General features: G+C 69.4%; 13 protein-coding genes. 8 read left to right on the plus strand and 5 right to left on the minus strand.

Translation table 11 applies throughout. The features are described 5' to 3' along the window. Positions 1 to 3 precede the first annotated feature (3 nt). From prmC to BM060_RS03595, 4 genes are all read left to right on the plus strand, one after another. On the plus strand, positions 4 to 834 hold the full coding sequence (gene prmC / locus BM060_RS03580) for a peptide chain release factor N(5)-glutamine methyltransferase (RefSeq protein WP_074977367.1): 831 nt from the start codon (positions 4 to 6) through the stop codon (positions 832 to 834). Further along, a complete protein-coding gene (locus BM060_RS03585) occupies positions 828 to 1,583 on the plus strand; it encodes a molybdopterin-synthase adenylyltransferase MoeB (protein WP_074977369.1) in 756 nt (251 codons plus the stop codon). Before prmC ends, BM060_RS03585 begins: the two co-directional genes overlap by 7 nt. Further along, positions 1,576 to 2,370 carry a glutamate racemase gene (gene murI, locus BM060_RS03590; protein WP_058071534.1) on the plus strand — a complete coding sequence of 265 codons (795 nt, stop codon included), beginning with the start codon at positions 1,576 to 1,578 and terminating at the stop codon, positions 2,368 to 2,370. The genes BM060_RS03585 and murI overlap by 8 nt, the downstream gene beginning before the upstream one ends. 126 nt (positions 2,371 to 2,496) lie before the next feature. Beyond that, the gene (locus BM060_RS03595) at positions 2,497 to 3,021 is read left to right on the plus strand and encodes an acyloxyacyl hydrolase (protein WP_074977370.1); all 525 of its coding nucleotides are present in this window, start codon (positions 2,497 to 2,499) and stop codon (positions 3,019 to 3,021) included. A 421-nt stretch (positions 3,022 to 3,442) separates the two neighbouring features. Here BM060_RS03595 and phrB read toward each other — a convergent pair whose 3' ends face one another. From phrB to BM060_RS03615, 4 genes are all read right to left on the minus strand, one after another. Beyond that, positions 3,443 to 4,867, minus strand: coding sequence for a deoxyribodipyrimidine photo-lyase (gene phrB / locus BM060_RS03600; RefSeq protein WP_074977373.1), 1,425 nt, complete (start codon positions 4,865 to 4,867; stop codon positions 3,443 to 3,445). Further along, on the minus strand, positions 4,864 to 5,814 hold the full coding sequence (locus BM060_RS03605) for a MerR family transcriptional regulator (RefSeq protein ID WP_074977375.1): 951 nt from the start codon (positions 5,812 to 5,814) through the stop codon (positions 4,864 to 4,866). Before BM060_RS03605 ends, phrB begins: the two co-directional genes overlap by 4 nt. Then, a complete protein-coding gene (locus BM060_RS03610; RefSeq protein WP_074977377.1) occupies positions 5,804 to 6,763 on the minus strand; it encodes a YbgA family protein in 960 nt (319 codons plus the stop codon). The genes BM060_RS03605 and BM060_RS03610 overlap by 11 nt, the downstream gene beginning before the upstream one ends. A gap of 117 nt (positions 6,764 to 6,880) precedes the next feature. Further along, positions 6,881 to 7,864, minus strand: coding sequence for an NAD(P)/FAD-dependent oxidoreductase (locus BM060_RS03615; RefSeq protein WP_009617460.1), 984 nt, complete (start codon positions 7,862 to 7,864; stop codon positions 6,881 to 6,883). Between the two features lie 267 nt (positions 7,865 to 8,131). Here BM060_RS03615 and BM060_RS03620 point away from each other — a divergent pair, with 267 nt between their 5' ends. Beyond that, positions 8,132 to 9,055, plus strand: a complete 924-nt coding sequence (locus BM060_RS03620; protein WP_074977380.1) for a TIGR01777 family oxidoreductase — start codon at positions 8,132 to 8,134, stop codon at positions 9,053 to 9,055. A gap of 9 nt (positions 9,056 to 9,064) precedes the next feature. Beyond that, positions 9,065 to 10,090 (plus strand): ferrochelatase, encoded by a 1,026-nt coding sequence (hemH, locus tag BM060_RS03625; RefSeq protein WP_074977382.1) that lies wholly within the window; start codon positions 9,065 to 9,067, stop codon positions 10,088 to 10,090. A 509-nt stretch (positions 10,091 to 10,599) separates the two neighbouring features. Here the strand turns inward: hemH and BM060_RS03630 are convergent. Beyond that, positions 10,600 to 12,741 (minus strand): methyl-accepting chemotaxis protein, encoded by a 2,142-nt coding sequence (locus BM060_RS03630; RefSeq protein WP_074977384.1) that lies wholly within the window; start codon positions 12,739 to 12,741, stop codon positions 10,600 to 10,602. A 192-nt stretch (positions 12,742 to 12,933) separates the two neighbouring features. Here BM060_RS03630 and BM060_RS03635 point away from each other — a divergent pair, with 192 nt between their 5' ends. Then, positions 12,934 to 13,755: a M48 family metallopeptidase gene (locus BM060_RS03635; RefSeq protein ID WP_061560681.1), complete on the plus strand. Its 822-nt coding sequence runs from the start codon at positions 12,934 to 12,936 to the stop codon at positions 13,753 to 13,755. A 79-nt stretch (positions 13,756 to 13,834) separates the two neighbouring features. Continuing rightward, positions 13,835 to 14,818: an NAD-dependent epimerase/dehydratase family protein gene (locus tag BM060_RS03640; protein ID WP_074977386.1), complete on the plus strand. Its 984-nt coding sequence runs from the start codon at positions 13,835 to 13,837 to the stop codon at positions 14,816 to 14,818. Positions 14,819 to 15,075: the final 257 nt, after the last annotated feature.

Genomic DNA, 15,075 nt, shown 5'->3' on the forward strand with positions numbered 1-15,075 from the left:
GCCATGGCCACCATCATGACTCTGCTCGCCGAAGCGCAACTGCCGGATTCGCCCAGCGCGCGCCTGGACGCCGAGCTGCTGCTGGCCGCCGCCCTGGGCAAGCCGCGCAGTTTCCTGCGCACCTGGCCGGAGCGGGTGGTCGACCGCGAGGTGCGTGAACGCTTCGAAGGCTGGCTGGCGCGCCGCCGCGCCGGCGAGCCGGTGGCCTACATCCTCGGCCGCCAGGGCTTCTGGAGCCTGGACCTGGAAGTGGCGCCGCACACCCTGATCCCGCGTCCGGACACCGAGCTGCTGGTGGAAACCGCCCTGCAGCTGGTGCCGGCCAGCCCGGCGCGGGTGCTCGACCTGGGCACCGGCACCGGCGCCATCGCCCTGGCCCTGGCCTGCGAGCGCCTGAGCTGGCAGGTCAGCGGCGTCGACCGCATTCCCGAGGCCGTGGCCCTGGCCGAACGCAACCGCGAGCGCCTGCGCCTGGCCAACGTCGGCTTCCGCCAGAGCCACTGGTTCTCCGCCCTGGAAGGCGAGCGCTTCGCCCTGATCGTCGGCAACCCGCCGTACATCCCCGGCAGCGACCCGCACCTGCAGCAGGGCGACGTGCGCTTCGAACCGAAGAGCGCGCTGGTGGCCGGCCACGACGGCCTCGACGACATCCGCCTGATCGTCGCCCAGGCCCCGCGCTTCCTCGAACCGGGTGGCTGGTTGCTGCTGGAGCACGGCTACGACCAGGCCGCTGCGGTGCGCGACCTGCTGCTGGGCAACGGTTTCAGCGAAGTGGAGAGCCGCCGCGACCTGGGCGGCCACGAACGCATCAGCCTGGGGCGCCTGCCATGTTGAACGACGAAGAACTGCTGCGTTACAGCCGGCAGATCCTCCTGCCGCAGATCGACATCGACGGCCAGCTGCGCCTGAAACAGAGCCGCGTGCTGATCGTCGGCCTCGGCGGGCTGGGCTCGCCGGTGGCGCTGTACCTGGCCGCGGCCGGCGTCGGCGAGCTGCACCTGGCCGACTTCGATAGCGTCGACGTGACCAACCTGCAGCGCCAGGTGGTGCACGACAGCACCCAGGTCGGGCGCAGCAAGGTGGACTCGGCCATGGCCCGCCTGGCCGCCATCAACCCGCAGGTGAAGCTGGTGCCGCACCGCCAGGCGCTGGACGAGGACTCCCTGGCCGCGGTGCTGGCCCAGGTCGACCTGGTGCTGGACTGCTGCGACAACTTCTCCACCCGCGAGGCGGTCAACGCCGCCTGCGTCGCCGCCGGCAAGCCGCTGGTCAGCGGCGCGGCCATCCGCCTGGAAGGCCAGCTCTCGGTATTCGACCCGCGCCGCGACGACAGCCCCTGCTACCACTGCCTCTACGGCCACGGCAGCGAAGCCGAGCTGACCTGCAGCGAAGCCGGCGTGGCCGGGCCGCTGGTGGGCCTGGTCGGCAGCCTGCAGGCGCTGGAGGCGCTGAAGCTGCTGGCCGGCTTCGGCGAGCCGCTGGTGGGCCGCCTGCTGCTGGTGGATGCCCTGGGCACGCGCTTCCGCGAGCTGCGCGTCAAGCGCGACCCGCAGTGCGCGGTCTGCGGTTCACGGCATGGCTGACGAGCGGCCGATAGGGGTCTTCGACTCCGGCGTCGGCGGCCTTTCGGTGCTGCGCGAGATCCGCGCGCGGCTGCCGGACGAATCGCTGGTGTACCTGGCCGACTGCGGCCACGTGCCCTACGGCGAGAAAACCCCGGAATACATCCGCGAGCGCTGCCGGCGCATCGCCGAATTCCTCATCGCCCGCGACTGCAAGGCCCTGGTGCTGGCCTGCAACACCGCCACCGCGGCGGCGGCCTCCGACCTGCGTGAGCGTTATCCACAGCTGCCGATCCTGGCCATGGAGCCGGCGGTGAAACCGGCCGCCGCTGCAACCCGCAGCGGCGTGGTCGGCGTGCTGGCCACCACCGGCACCTTGAAGAGCGCGCGCTTCGCCGCGCTGCTCGACCGCTTCGCCAGCGACGTGCGGGTGATCACCCAGCCCTGCCCGGGGCTGGTCGAGCGCATCGAGGCCGGCGACCTGGATGGGCCTCAGACCCGCGAGCTGCTCCAGGGCTTCGTCGAGCCGCTGCTGGCCGAAGGCTGCGACACCCTGATCCTCGGCTGCACCCATTACCCCTTCCTGCGCCCGCTGCTGGGCCGGATGCTGCCGCCCGGCGTATCGCTGATCGACACCGGCGCCGCAGTGGCCCGTCACCTGCAGGCGTCGCTGGCCAGCCGTGGCCTGGAGGCGCGGGGGCCGGCAAAAAAAACGCACTTCTTCACCAGCGGGGCAGTCGAGATGTTCGAGAGGGTGTTGCCGGTGCTGTGGGGCCTTGATGAATCGGTCAGTTTTTTTGCCGATTGAGCAAGGAAGTTTCCGCACATACGTAACAATGCGCTGACATTTCGCAGGCCATATCTGGCAAATCGCCTTATAATCATTAGCTATTCGCGGGGATTTTTCATTCAGCTTATCCATAAGGATCTTTCGATGAAGAAGCTACTCTCGCTGGCCGCCTTGGCCGCAATCATGATGGTGGGCGCAGCCGGCGCAGCGCAGGCCGCGAATCTGACCGCCGCGGCAGGTGCCACCGGCCAGGGCGACATGACCCTGCGCCTGGGCGCGAGTTTCGACTGGGACAAGACCTGGTGGGAAAGCAGTACCGGCCACCTGACCGGCTACTGGGACACCGGCGTCACCTACTGGGGGGCCGGCGACCGCGCGGGCGCCCGTTATTCGCTGTCCGTCGCGCCGGTGTTCGTCTACCAGTTCAACGGCGACAGCGTGAAGCCCTTCATCGAGGCGGGCATCGGCATCGCCGGCTTCAGCGGCTCCGAGGTCGGCGACCATGACCTGGGCAGCGCCTTCGCCTTCGAAGACCGCCTGGGCTTCGGCCTGAAGTTCGCCGGCGGCCAGTCGGTGGGCATCCGCGCCATCCACTACTCGAATGCCGGGCTCTCGATGCCCAACGACGGCATCGAGTCCTACAGCCTGTTCTACAGTCATCCGCTGTAAGTTCTAGCTGTGCGAAAAAACCGGTCCTGGTGGCCGGTTTTTTTATGCCCGTATGAGCTTGCCGAATACGCCGAAGGGCTTTTCGTAGGATGGGTTGAGCTTGCGAAACCCATGCGGTCATGGCGATGGGTATCGCAAGCTCAACCCATCCTACGGGGTGTTTCTTCCGGACCATGTCACACCCCGGCGCGATTCGCGGATGAGATCTGCTCCTACGCCGCCCCACCCACACCATTCCATGTAGGAGCGCGCCCTGCGCGCGAAATCGCGGGCAGGGCCCGCTCCTACAGGTCATCGGGTAGCACCGCATCCGGGGTGCTCTTCGTAGGAGCGAGCTTGCTCGCGAATGAGCCCCGCAGCGGAGTCTGTTCGCGAGCAAGCTCGCTCCTACGAGAAGCCGTGCTCGCCTAAACGGACTTCGTCAGCCCCCCGGCAGGTTGCGGAAGGCCTCCAGAACCCGCTCGCGGCTCGCCGCCAGGTCGAGCATCGGCGCCGGGTAGCCGGGCGCGCCGAACAGGCCCAGGCGCGATGGCTCGTGCAGGCTTTCGTTGTCCAGGCCGGCCAGCTCCGGCAGCCACTGGCGCAGGAAACGCCCGTGGGGATCGAAGCGGCGCGATTGCGCCAGCGGGTTGAACAGGCGGAAGTAGGGCGCGGCGTCGGTGCCGGTGGAGGCGCTCCATTGCCAGCCGCCGTTGTTCGCCGCCAGATCGCCGTCCACCAGGTGGCGCATGAACCAGCGCTCGCCTTCGCGCCAGTCGATCAGCAGGTTCTTGCTGAGGAACATGGCGGTGAGCATGCGCAGGCGGTTGTGCATCCAGCCGGTGGCCAGCAACTGGCGCATCGCCGCGTCGATGATCGGGAAGCCGGTGCGGCCCTGTTGCCAGGCTTCCAGCTCCGCTGGCGCGTGGCGCCAGGGCAGCGCCTCGGTTGGCGCGCGGAAGGCGCGGCCGCGGCTGACCTGCGGGAAACCGACCAGGATGTGCTTGTAGAACTCGCGCCAGAGCAGCTCGTTGATCCAGGCCACGGCGCCCGGCCCGCCGCTTTCGAATTCGCCCCGGTTGTTCGCCACGGCGGCGTGCAGGCACTGGCGCGGCGAGAGCACCCCGGCGGCGAGGTAGGCAGAGAGCTGGCTGGTGCCATCGAGGTCCGGGCGGTCGCGTCGTTCGTGGTAGTGCGCCAGGCCATCTTCGGCGAAGCCGGCCAGGCGTTCGCCGGCGGCCTTTTCCCCGGCGGGCCAGAACTCCCGCGCCAGGGTTGCACTGGGTGCGAAGCCGGGCAGTTCCCGGGGCACGGGGTCGCTGTCCACCCCCAGCGGCGCCTGGGGTGGCGGCGCCGGCAGGCAGGCGGGCAGGGCAGTGGCCAGGCGCTGGTAGCAGAGCTTGCGGAACTGGCTGAAGACCTGGAAGTAGCCGCCGCCGCGGGTGAGCAGGCTGCCGGGGGCGAACAGCAACTGGTCCAGGTGGCTGTGGAAGCCCACGCCGGCTTCGGCCAGGCGCTGTTTCACCGCCTCGTCGCGGCGGCTTTCGTGGATGCCGTACTCCTCGTTCACCCGTACCGCGGCGATGCCCAGGCTGCGGCACAGCTGCAGCAACACTTCCGGTGCCTGGCTCCAGGTGTCCGCCTCGCGCAGCAGCAGCGGGATGTTCAGCCGCGCCAGGTCACGCTGCAGCGCGTGCAGGTTGCGCAGCCAGAAGTCGACCTTGTTCGGCGAATCGTCATGGGCGCGCCACTGGCCGGGGCTGAGCAGGTAGCAGGCGACGACCGGGCCGGCCTGCGCGGCGGCGACCAGGGCAGTGTTGTCGTGTACGCGCAGGTCGCTGCGCAGCCAGAGCAACTGGCGCTTCATTCGCCGCCCCCGCCGTTCAGCAGGCCCAGGGCATGCAGGGCGTTACGCGCCTGCAACGGGTCCTGCGCCAGGTGCAGGCCTGGGTGGCTTTCACGTTGTAGCTCGGCCAGTTCCTGGGCATGGATGTCCACGCTGGCGCCCACCAGCAGGGTGGGGCAGATGCAGCCGGCGAGCAGGCGCGACAGCTGCGCCGGGCTCAGGCTCTGGTCGGAGTAGAGGAGCAGGGCGCGCGGGTTCAGGCGCTGCTCGACCAGGGCGATCTCGGCGCAGGACAGCGGGCCGTCGAACACCTGCACCGGGCAGCCGGCGGAGCTGGCCAGCCAGGCGCACAGCCAGTGGCCGGTTTCCCGCGGGTGTTCCGACTGGTTCACCAGCAGCAGCGGCCGCCCCTGGTGCTGGCGGTTGTAGTGGTACAGGCGGCCGCCGAGCTTGCTGCGCAGCCAGGAGTGGTAGAGCAGGCGCTCCAGGCCGCTGCCGAACTGGCCCTGCCAGCGTAGCTGGAGGTCGCGCTGCAACGGCAGCATCAGGTGCTCGCACAGCGTCTGCGCCGGGTAGATCGACAGCGCGCCGTTGAACAGCTCGTCCAGGCGCTGTTCGTCGAGCCGGGCGATGGCGCTCAGCGCCTGCTGGCGCAGGTCGTCCCAGGGCGAGTGGGTCTCGGTTGCCGTCCGCGGCGGTTCGTCGAGCAGGTCGCGCACCTTGCCCACCGCCACGCCGCGCTCCAGCCAGGTGAGGACGCGGCGAATCCGCTCCAACTGCTCGGCGGAGTACAGGCGGTGGCCCTTGGCGGTGCGCTGGGGGACCACCAGCCCATAGCGGCGTTCCCAGGCGCGCAGCGTAACCGGGTTCACCCCGGTGCGCCGCGCCACTTCGCTGATCGGCAACCAGCCGGCGGCCAGCGCCTGGCGATAATCGTCGGGAAGGGTGTTGCTTCGTTCAGATGGCATTGCGTAGACCCAGGGCCTCGGGGTGGGGTTGCAGGTACGCCTGGCGGGCGATGTACGGGTGCGGGTGGCGGCGGAAGTGGTGCTTGAGCAGCGCCAGGGGCACCACCAGCGGTACCTCGCCGTGGCGGTATTGCTCGATCAGCAACTGCAGTTCGGCGCGGTCGTCCGCCGCCAGGGCGCGCTTGAGGTAGCCGGCCAGGTGCTGCAGCACGTTGCTGTGGCTGCCTCTACTGGCGCAGTGGCCCAGCGCCTGGCTGAAGGCCCGGTAGTACTGCGGGCCGAACTGTTCTGCCGGGTAGCGGCCGATGTCCGCCAGCAGGCGGCCCAGCTCGGCGTACTGGCGCGGGTGGTGGGCGAGCAACTGGTACTTGTGGCGCGAGTGGAAGTCGAGGATCACCTTGTGCGTCAGCCCGGCGCGGCACAGGGCGAGCCAATCGAGATGGGCGTAGACGCGGGTGACGAAGTTCTCGCGCAGGCGGGGATCGTGCAGGCGGCCTTCCTCTTCCACCGGCAGCTCGGGGCGGGCGGCGCAGAAGGCTTCGGCGAACAGGCCGCGGGCGCCGGCCATGGTCGGCTGGCCATCCACCGCGTAGAGCTTGACGCGGTGCAGGCCGCAGGAGGGCGACTTCTGCATGAAGATGAAGCCGGCCAGTTCGTCCAACTGGCCGGCCTGTTCCGCGCCATGGCGACGCAATGCCGCACTGTGGTCCAGGGTCGCATCGCGGCTGTCCACGGCGCGTGGCTGCGTGGCGTCGCCGACCAGCCGCAGGGTGGGGCGCGGTACGCCCAGGCCGATGGCGACTTCCGGGCACAGCGGGACGAAATCGAAGTGCCGGGCGAGGTCCTCCAGGCACAGGCGCGAAGCCTTGTGCCCGCCGTTGTAGCGGACGTTCGCGCCGAGCAGGCAGGCGCTGATGCCGAGCTTGGGCCGGGAAGGGGAGGTGGACATGGTCGGACCCTGTACAAGTAGGCTTCGCGTGTACAACTATTTTTCAGCATAGGCCGAACGTTGTACAGCCGCAAATTACTTGTACAGGGTGCGGCGCCCAGGCGGGTGCCGTCGGGCTCAGAGGTGTTGCAGCAGCCGGCGGGCGGCTTCCAGGCCGCTCAGCCAGGCGCCTTCGACGCGGCCGGAGAGGCACCAGTCGCCGCAGGCGTAGATGCCCAGGTCGGCATCGGCCAGCGCGCCCAGCTGGTGCGCTTCCAGCGGCCGGGCATAGAGCCAGCGGTGGGCCAGGGCGAACACCGGTTCGGGCACCGCGCAGCCGATCATCTCGGCGAAGGTGCCCAGCAGGTGCTCGATGACGGTTTCCTTGGGCTTGTCGATGTTCTGCCGGCTCCAGCTGCTGCTGGCGTGCAGCACCCAGGTGTCCATGTGTTCGTCGCGGCCGGGCTTGCAGCGGTTGCTGGCCATCCAGGTCAGCGGGCCTTCCTGGACGAAGCAGCCCTGCACCGGCGTCTGCAGGGGCTCGGCGAAGCCCAGGGCCACGGCCCAGGTCGGCTCCATGGCGATGCTCGCCGCCGCCGCCGCCAGCTTGGGCGCGCCGGCCAGCAGCGCCGCGGCCTGCGGCGCTGGGGTGGCGACCAGGACGTGGCTGAACGGGCCGTGGTTGCAGCCTTCGGAGTCCTGCAGGTGCCAGTGCTGTTGGCCGCGGAAGACTTCGGTGATGCGGCAGGAGAAGGTGACCTGCAGCCCCTGCAGCAGCGCGCGGGTGATGGCGCTCATGCGCGGGGTGCCGACCCAGCGCGGCTGCTCGTCCGGCGACGGGCTGAGCATGCCGTCGCGGTACTGGTACAGGGCCGGGTCCCACTCGGCGACCCAGCCGGCGTCGCGCCAGTGCTGGATGGCGTCGAGGAAGCGGCGGTCGCGGGCGGTGAAGTACTGGGCGCCGAGGTCGAGCGCGCCAGCATCGCTGCGCTTGCTCGCCATGCGGCCGCCGCTGCCGTGGCCCTTGTCGAAGAGCTGGACTTCCTGTCCCGCGTCTAGCAGGGCGTGGGCGGCTGAGAGTCCGGCGATTCCGGTGCCAATGATGGCAATGGGGGCGCTCATGACATGCCTCGTAGGTTGTTGTGTTCAGGTTAGCGAGTCGAACAACCTTGTACAATCGGTTTTATTTGTATAGTTGTTCGGTCGCCGTTCGAACGGTCGAGCGGAATTTCGTCCACGCTTCGCGGCCATTCCTTCGGGGGCGTCGCGTATCGGTTCCGGCATTTACAGCGTAGACGTTCGCCACACTCGGACGGGAGCAGTAATGCAAGCGCCGTTCCCTCGTCCAGACTGATGGTAGGTGTGGGAGTTCAGCGCAAGGAGGTCCAGATGCACATCTTCATTACCGGCGGTACCGGCCTGATCGGCCGCCGCCTGTGCCGCCACTGGAGCGCCGCCGGCCATCGGCTGACGGTGCTCAGCCGCCGTCCGGAGCGCGTCGCCGAGCTTTGCGGGCGCGAGGTCCGGGGCGTTTCCAGCTTCGAGGCGGTGGGCGACGAACAGGTCGACGCGGTGGTCAACCTGGCCGGCGAGCCCATCGCCGAGCGGCCCTGGACGTCGCGGCGCAAGGCGCTGCTGTGGGACAGCCGGGTACGCCTCACCGAGCGTCTGGTGGAGTGGCTGGAAGGCCGCAGCCAGCGGCCCTCGGTGCTGATCAGCGGCTCGGCGGTCGGCTGGTACGGCGACGCCGGCGAGCGTCCGCTGGACGAAGGCAGCGCGGCGGCCGGCGAGGATTTCGCCAGCGAGCTGTGCCTGGCCTGGGAGCAGATCGCGCTGCAGGCCGAGGGCCTGGGCATCCGCGTGGTGCGCCTGCGCACCGGGCTGGTGCTGGCGCCGGAGGGCGGCTTCCTCGCGCGCCTGCTGCCGGCGTTCCGCTTCGGCCTGGGCGGCCAGTTGGGCAACGGCCGGCAATGGATGTCCTGGGTGCACATCGAGGACATGATCGGCCTGATCGATTTTCTCTTGCAGCTAAGCGACGCCAGCGGTCCGTATAATGCGTGCGCGCCGCAGCCGGTGCGCAACCGCGACTTCACCCGGGCCCTGGGCCAGGCGCTGCACCGCCCGACCCTGCTGGGCGTGCCGGCCTTCGCCCTGCGCACCCTGCTCGGCGAGCTGTCGCTGCTGTTGCTCGGCGGCCAGCGCGTGGAGCCCCGGCGCCTGCTGGAAGCCGGCTTCGTGTTCCGCTACAACGATCTGCCGGCCGCCCTCGCCGATGTCCTCGCACATCGCCCGGCGGCCGCCCACCGTCACTAAGGATGCTGCATGACCCTCAACGCCCTGCTGCTGGTCAACCTGGGCTCGCCGGCCTCGACGGAGGTGGCCGATGTGCGCCGTTACCTGGACCAGTTCCTCATGGACCCGTACGTCGTCGACCTGCCCTGGCCGGCGCGGCGCCTGCTGGTGTCGCTGATCCTGCGCAAGCGCCCGGAGGAGTCGGCGCACGCCTATGCCTCCATCTGGTGGGACCAGGGTTCGCCGCTGGTGGTGATCAGCCGCCGCCTGCAGCAGGTCATGCGCAAGTACTGGCCGCATGGCCCGGTGGCGCTGGCCATGCGCTACGGCCAGCCGTCCATCGAGAACGCCCTGCTGGACCTCTACGAGCAGGGCGTGCGCCAGGTGACCCTGGCGCCGCTGTACCCGCAGTTCGCCGACAGCACCACCACCACCGTCATCGAGGAGGCCCGGCGGCTGATCCGCCAGCTCGGCCTGCACGGCATGCACCTGATGGTGCTGCCGCCGTTCTACGCCGAGCCGGAATACCAGCAGGCCCTGCTGACCAGCGTGCAGCCCTACCTGGAGCAACCCTACGACCACCTGCTGCTGAGCTTCCACGGCCTGCCCGAGCGGCACATCCGCAAGCTGGTGGGCGACCGCAACCACGACCTCGACGCCGCCGACAGCCGCCACGTGCGCCCGGAGGTCCTGGCGCTGTGCTACCGCAGCCAGTGCCTGCGCACCGCGGAGCTGTTCGCCGAGAACGCCGCACTGGAGAAGGGCCGCTGGTCGGTGTCCTTCCAGTCGCGCCTGGGCCGCGCCAAGTGGATCGGCCCCTACACCGACGCGCAGTTGGAAGTCCTGGCGAAGCAGGGCGTGAAGCGCCTGCTGGTGATGTGCCCGGCCTTCGTCGCCGACTGCATCGAGACCCTGGAGGAGATCGGCCAGCGCGGCCGCGAGCAGTTCATCGCCGCCGGCGGCGAGGAGCTGGTGCTGATTCCCTGCCTGAACGACCAGCAGGCCTGGGCGCTGGCGCTGGCGCGGCTGTGCGAGCGGTTGCCGGAGCCGCTCTGACGGCCGTTTTCGTGCCACCGGGCAAGCCGACGTAGCCTGCGGGTCCAATCGCGGACGGAGTCCGCTCCTACCATACGGGCGGGCAAGGCTTCTCGTAGGAGCGAGCTTGCTCGCGAACAGATTCCGCAGCGGGGCTGGTTCGCGAGCAAGCTCGCTCCTACGAAGAGCATCCGGCGCAGCCGGCAAGGCTCCTACGACGGTGCCTTTTCAAGACACCGGAGCCGAGAAAAGACGGCGAAGGTGTGAGGATGACGCCTGACTTCCAGCCTGCTCAGGACAGCCCCCTCTCCCTTCAGGGCGGGGCGCGCAGCCGAGGGTTGGGGAGAGGGCGTTCTTTTGTCCGGCACCTACACTGCCGGCAAACCCCATTCGCGAGCAAGCTCGCTCCTACAGGGGAATACGGTGCCTCCAGGCTGACTGTAGGAGCAGGCCCTGCCTGCGATTCGCGCGCAGGGCGCGCTCCTACATGGGCATGGCATTGTGGCGGGTTCAGGGGTGACGGCGAGGCCCTACACCTTGAACTGATTCACCAACCGCCGCTGCTGCTCCGCCAGCCGCGTCAGCTCGGCGCTGGCCTGGGAGGCTTCGTCGGCGCCGCCGGCCACCTGGTTGGCGACCAGGCCGATGTTGGCGACGTTGCGGTTGATGTCCTCGGCCACCGCGCTCTGTTCCTCGGCGGCGCTGGCGATCTGGGTGTTCATGTCGTTGATCACCGACACCGCCTGGGTGATCGACTCCAGCGCCTGGGCCGCCTCGTGGGCGTGGCGCACGCTGTCGTCGGTCTTCTCCTGGCTCTGCTGCATCACCTGCACCACTTCGCGGGTGCCGTTCTGCAGCTGCTGGATCATGCTCTGGATTTCCTCGGTGGCCTGCTGCGTCTTCTGCGCCAGGTTGCGCACTTCGTCGGCCACCACGGCGAAGCCGCGGCCCTGCTCGCCGGCCCGCGCCGCCTCGATGGCGGCGTTGAGCGCCAGCAGGTTGGTCTGCTCGGCGATGCCGCGGATGGCCACCAGGATGGCGTTGATGTTCTCGCTGTCGCGGGCCAGCGACTGCACCACGCCGACCGCGCGGCCGATCTCGGTGGCCAGGGCCTGGATCGCCGTCGAGCTGCTCTCGACGATCTGCTTGCCCTGGTGCGCGGCCTGGTCGGCGTGGCTGGCCGCTTCCGCCGCGTGGGTGGCGTTGCGCGCCACGTCCTGGGCAGTGGCGGTCATCTCGTGGACGGCGGTGGCCACCAGTTCGATCTCCGCCAGTTGCTTCTGCACGCCCTGGTTGGTGCGGATGGCGATGTCCGCGGTGTGTTCGGAGGAGTCGCTGACGTGCTGCACCGAGGTCACCACCTGGCCGATCATGCCCTGCAGCTTGCCGAGGAAGGTGTTGAAGCCGCGGGCGATGGAGCCCAGTTCGTCGGCGCGCTCGCTGGACAGGCGGCGGGTGAGGTCGCCTTCGCCCTGGGCGATGTCGTCGAGCATGCCGACCAGCTGGCGCAGCGGCCGGGCGATGCCGTGGCCCACCAGCCAGATCACCAGCAGGCCGCCGGCGGCGATGAGCAGGCCGACCAGGGTCATGCCCAGGGTGTCGGAATCGCTCTGCGCCTTGAGCGCGCCCTGCAGTTGCTTGAGTTCGCCGAACACCGCCTGGCGCGGGATCTCCAGCATCAGCGTCCAGTGCGTGCCGGTGTCGCCGATGGCGAAGGGCAGGAATACGGCGATGGTGTCGCGGGCTTCGTCCTGCTGGTACAGCGGCTCGTCGCCCTGCAGCTTGCCGAGGCTGGCGGCCTGGCTCGCGTCCAGCACCTTGTCGGCCGGTTCGCCGAGCTTGCCGGCGTCCTTGGTGTAGGCCACCAGGCGGCCGTTGGCGGAGATCAGCGCCAGCTCGCCGGCGCCGTCGTAGAGGGTGGCGTCGGCGGCCTTGAGCAGGTCCTGGATGAAGTCCAGGGACAGGTCGGCGCCCACCGCGCCGCGGAACTGGCCGTCGACCAGGATGGGCGCGTTGAAGGACGACATCAGCACCATCCTGCCGCCCATTTCATAGGGCGCGGGGTCGATCACGCAGGGCTTGTGGCGTTCCTTCGGGCACAGGTAGTACTCGCCCTCGCGCACGCCGGTGGGCAGCACCTTCTGGCTTTCCAGGGTGTCGCCCATGGCTTCCACGGTGAGGCTGCCGTCGGCCTTGCGGTACCACCAGGGCATGAAGCGCCCGCTGGCGTCGTAGCCGGCGCCGGTCTGCCCGGCGTAGAGGCTGTCGGGGCCGGCGAAGGCGCCGGGCTCCCAGCCGGCGAAGGCGTCCAGCAGCTTGGGGTTCTGCTGCACGGTCTGGCGCAGCAGGTTGGACATCTCGCCCCGGCTGATGCCCAGCAGCGGCTTGCCTTCGGCGTCCTTGCCATCCATCAGCATGTTGGCCTGGGCCAGGCCCTTGACCACCGTCAGCGGGTATTCCAGCTCGCGCTGGATCTGGCTGGCCTGGGCGCGCGCCAGGGCCACCAGGCGTTCGTTGATGACCTTCTCCAGCAGCGCCTGGGTGCGTTCCTGCACCAGCGTCTGGGTGCGCCCGCCGGCGAACAGGGCATAGAGTACCAACGCAGCCACCACAGCCAGGACACTGGCCCCGGCCAACGCCACCACGGAAAACTGGATCGACTTGAACTTCATGGCGAAATACTCGCGTACCAGGGACAGCCTGTTCCGCTGTATCGGCAGGACTTCAGAGTTTCCTTAGGAAATGCCTGTAATGGGTTGTAACGCCCTTGTGTCGTCTCCTTTGCGGAGCGGTTGCCGGCCATCGGGGGGCGGCCTACCATTGCGCGCTGTCCAAGGGAGATTGCATTGCTTCAGGAGAGCATCATGCCCAGCCTATTCCGCTTCACCGGCCTGGCCGCCGCCCTGCTCCTGGCCGGGTGCCAGCAGGTCAACACCACCAGCGGCGGCGCCGTCGGCGTCGAGCGCAAGCAGTACATGTTCAGCATGCTGTCGAGCCAGCAGGTCGACCAGATGTACTCGCAGTCGTACCAGAAGACCCTCACTGACGCGACTTCGGCGGGCAAGCTGGACAACGACAGCAGCGACGCCAAGCGTGTCAAGGCCGTGGCCGCGCGGCTGATTCCGCAGACCGGTGCGTTCCGCCAGGACGCCCCGGGCTGGGACTGGCAGGTCAACGTGATCAAGAGCGACGAGCTCAACGCCAACTGCGGCCCCGGCGGCAAGATCATCTTCTACAGCGGCCTGATCGATCAGCTGAAGCTCAGCGACGACGAGATCGCCGCGGTGATGGGCCACGAGATCGCCCACGCCCTGCGCGAGCACGGCCGCGAGCAGATGTCCCGCGCCTACGCCGTGCAGATGGGCGAGAACCTCGGCGGCGCGCTGCTGGGCCTGGGCGAGACCAGCAAGCAGCTGGCCGACCAGGTGGTGCAGTACAGCCTGACCCTGCCCAACAGCCGGCAGAACGAGACCGAGGCCGACCTCATCGGCCTGGAGCTGGCCGCCCGCGCCGGCTACAACCCCCAGGCCGCGCTGACGCTGTGGCAGAAGATGGGCCAGGCCGGTGGCGATGCGCCGCCGGAAATCCTCAGCACCCACCCGGCGGACAGCACGCGCATGGCCAACCTGCAGGCCGCCATTCCCAAGGTGATGCCGCTGTACGAGCAGGCCAAGGGCCGCAATTGACGAGCGGGGGGATCGACGCCGTCGATCCGTTGCAGCCGGCCGCCGACGCGGCCGGTTCGACCATCACCAGGGAGCGCCAGTGAAAATCGCAGTACTCGGAGCCACCGGGCTCCTCGGCCACCACGCCGCGCGCGCCATCAAGGCCGCCGGCCACCAGTTGGTGCTGGTCCATCGCCCGTCCTCGCAGATCCAGCGCCTGGCCTACCTGGAGCCGGAGTGCCGGGTCGCCGAACTGTTCGACTACAAGGGGCTGGAGCGCGCCCTGAGCGGGCTCGACGCGGTGATCTTCAGCGCCGGCTACTACCCGCAGCGGCCGCGCCGCTGGCAGGAGGAAGTGGCCAGCGCCCTGGACCAGACCAACCACTTCTACGCGGCCTGCCTGCACAACAAGGTGCCGCGCATCCTCTACGTCGGCTCGGCCTTTGCCATGCCCCCGCACCCCCAGGGCCTGCCCGGCCACGAGGGGCTGTTCTACGAGAGCCTGCCCACCGGCAAGAGCGCCTACGTGATGTGCAAGTGGGCGCTGGACGAACAGGCCCGCGAGCAGGCCCGCGGCGGCCTGCCGGTGGTGATCGGGATTCCCGGCATGGTGCTGGGCGAGCTGGACATGGGCCCGACCACCGGGCGCCTGATCACCGCCATCGGCCGCGGCGAGATGTCCCACTATGTGCCGGGGCGGCGCAACGTGATCGATGCCGGCGAGGCGGGGCGCGGCCTGCTGATGACCCTGGAGCGCGGGCGCATCGGCGAGCGCTACCTGCTCACCGGGCACAACGTGGAGATGGCCGAGCTCACCGCCACCATCGCCCACCTGCTGGGCCGCCCGGCACCGCAGCCGATGCCGCTGCACCGCGCCCGCGCCCTGGCCACCCTGGGCCGCTGGCGCTACCGCCTGACCGGCAAGCTGCCGCTGCTGGACGAAACCGCCATCGAAGTGATGGCCGGCGGGCAGTTCCTCGACGGACGCAAGGCCCGCGAGGAGCTGGGCTTCGAAAGCCACGTGCCGCTGGAAGACACCCTGCAGCGGGCCATCGACTGGTTCCGCGCCAACGGGTACCTGTAGGCGCAACAGTCTTGCCGACTGCGAAGAGCCATGTCCGCACGGGGAATGCCGTGCCTCACCGCAAACTGTAGGAGCGGGCCCTGCCCGCGATTCGCGCGCAGGGCGCGCTCCTACAGGGGGTGGTGTGGGTGGGGCGGCGTAGGAGCGGATCCTATCCGCGAATCGCGCCGGTGGTTCCGGCTATCGCGGACAAGGTCCGCTCCTACGGGGAAACTCCGTGCCTCACCGCAAACTGTAGGAGCGGGCCCTGCCCGCGA

Source organism: Pseudomonas citronellolis, assembly GCF_900112375.1.
GTDB lineage: Bacteria > Pseudomonadota > Gammaproteobacteria > Pseudomonadales > Pseudomonadaceae > Pseudomonas > Pseudomonas citronellolis.

Bases quoted from the DNA above. Each gene is read 5' to 3' on its own strand.
- BM060_RS03585 (WP_074977369.1), top strand. From the start codon at position 828: ATGTTGAACGACGAAGAACTGCTGCGTTACAGCCGGCAGATCCTCCTG.
- BM060_RS03595 (WP_074977370.1), top strand. From the start codon at position 2,497: ATGAAGAAGCTACTCTCGCTGGCCGCCTTGGCCGCAATCATGATGGTG.
- BM060_RS03620 (WP_074977380.1), top strand. From the start codon at position 8,132: ATGCACATCTTCATTACCGGCGGTACCGGCCTGATCGGCCGCCGCCTG.
- BM060_RS03630 (WP_074977384.1), bottom strand. From the start codon at position 12,741: ATGAAGTTCAAGTCGATCCAGTTTTCCGTGGTGGCGTTGGCCGGGGCC.
- BM060_RS03615 (WP_009617460.1), bottom strand. From the start codon at position 7,864: ATGAGCGCCCCCATTGCCATCATTGGCACCGGAATCGCCGGACTCTCA.
- BM060_RS03610 (WP_074977377.1), bottom strand. From the start codon at position 6,763: ATGTCCACCTCCCCTTCCCGGCCCAAGCTCGGCATCAGCGCCTGCCTG.
- BM060_RS03635 (WP_061560681.1), top strand. From the start codon at position 12,934: ATGCCCAGCCTATTCCGCTTCACCGGCCTGGCCGCCGCCCTGCTCCTG.
- phrB (WP_074977373.1), bottom strand. From the start codon at position 4,867: ATGAAGCGCCAGTTGCTCTGGCTGCGCAGCGACCTGCGCGTACACGAC.
- murI (WP_058071534.1), top strand. From the start codon at position 1,576: ATGGCTGACGAGCGGCCGATAGGGGTCTTCGACTCCGGCGTCGGCGGC.
- BM060_RS03605 (WP_074977375.1), bottom strand. From the start codon at position 5,814: ATGCCATCTGAACGAAGCAACACCCTTCCCGACGATTATCGCCAGGCG.
- prmC (WP_074977367.1), top strand. From the start codon at position 4: ATGGCCACCATCATGACTCTGCTCGCCGAAGCGCAACTGCCGGATTCG.
- hemH (WP_074977382.1), top strand. From the start codon at position 9,065: ATGACCCTCAACGCCCTGCTGCTGGTCAACCTGGGCTCGCCGGCCTCG.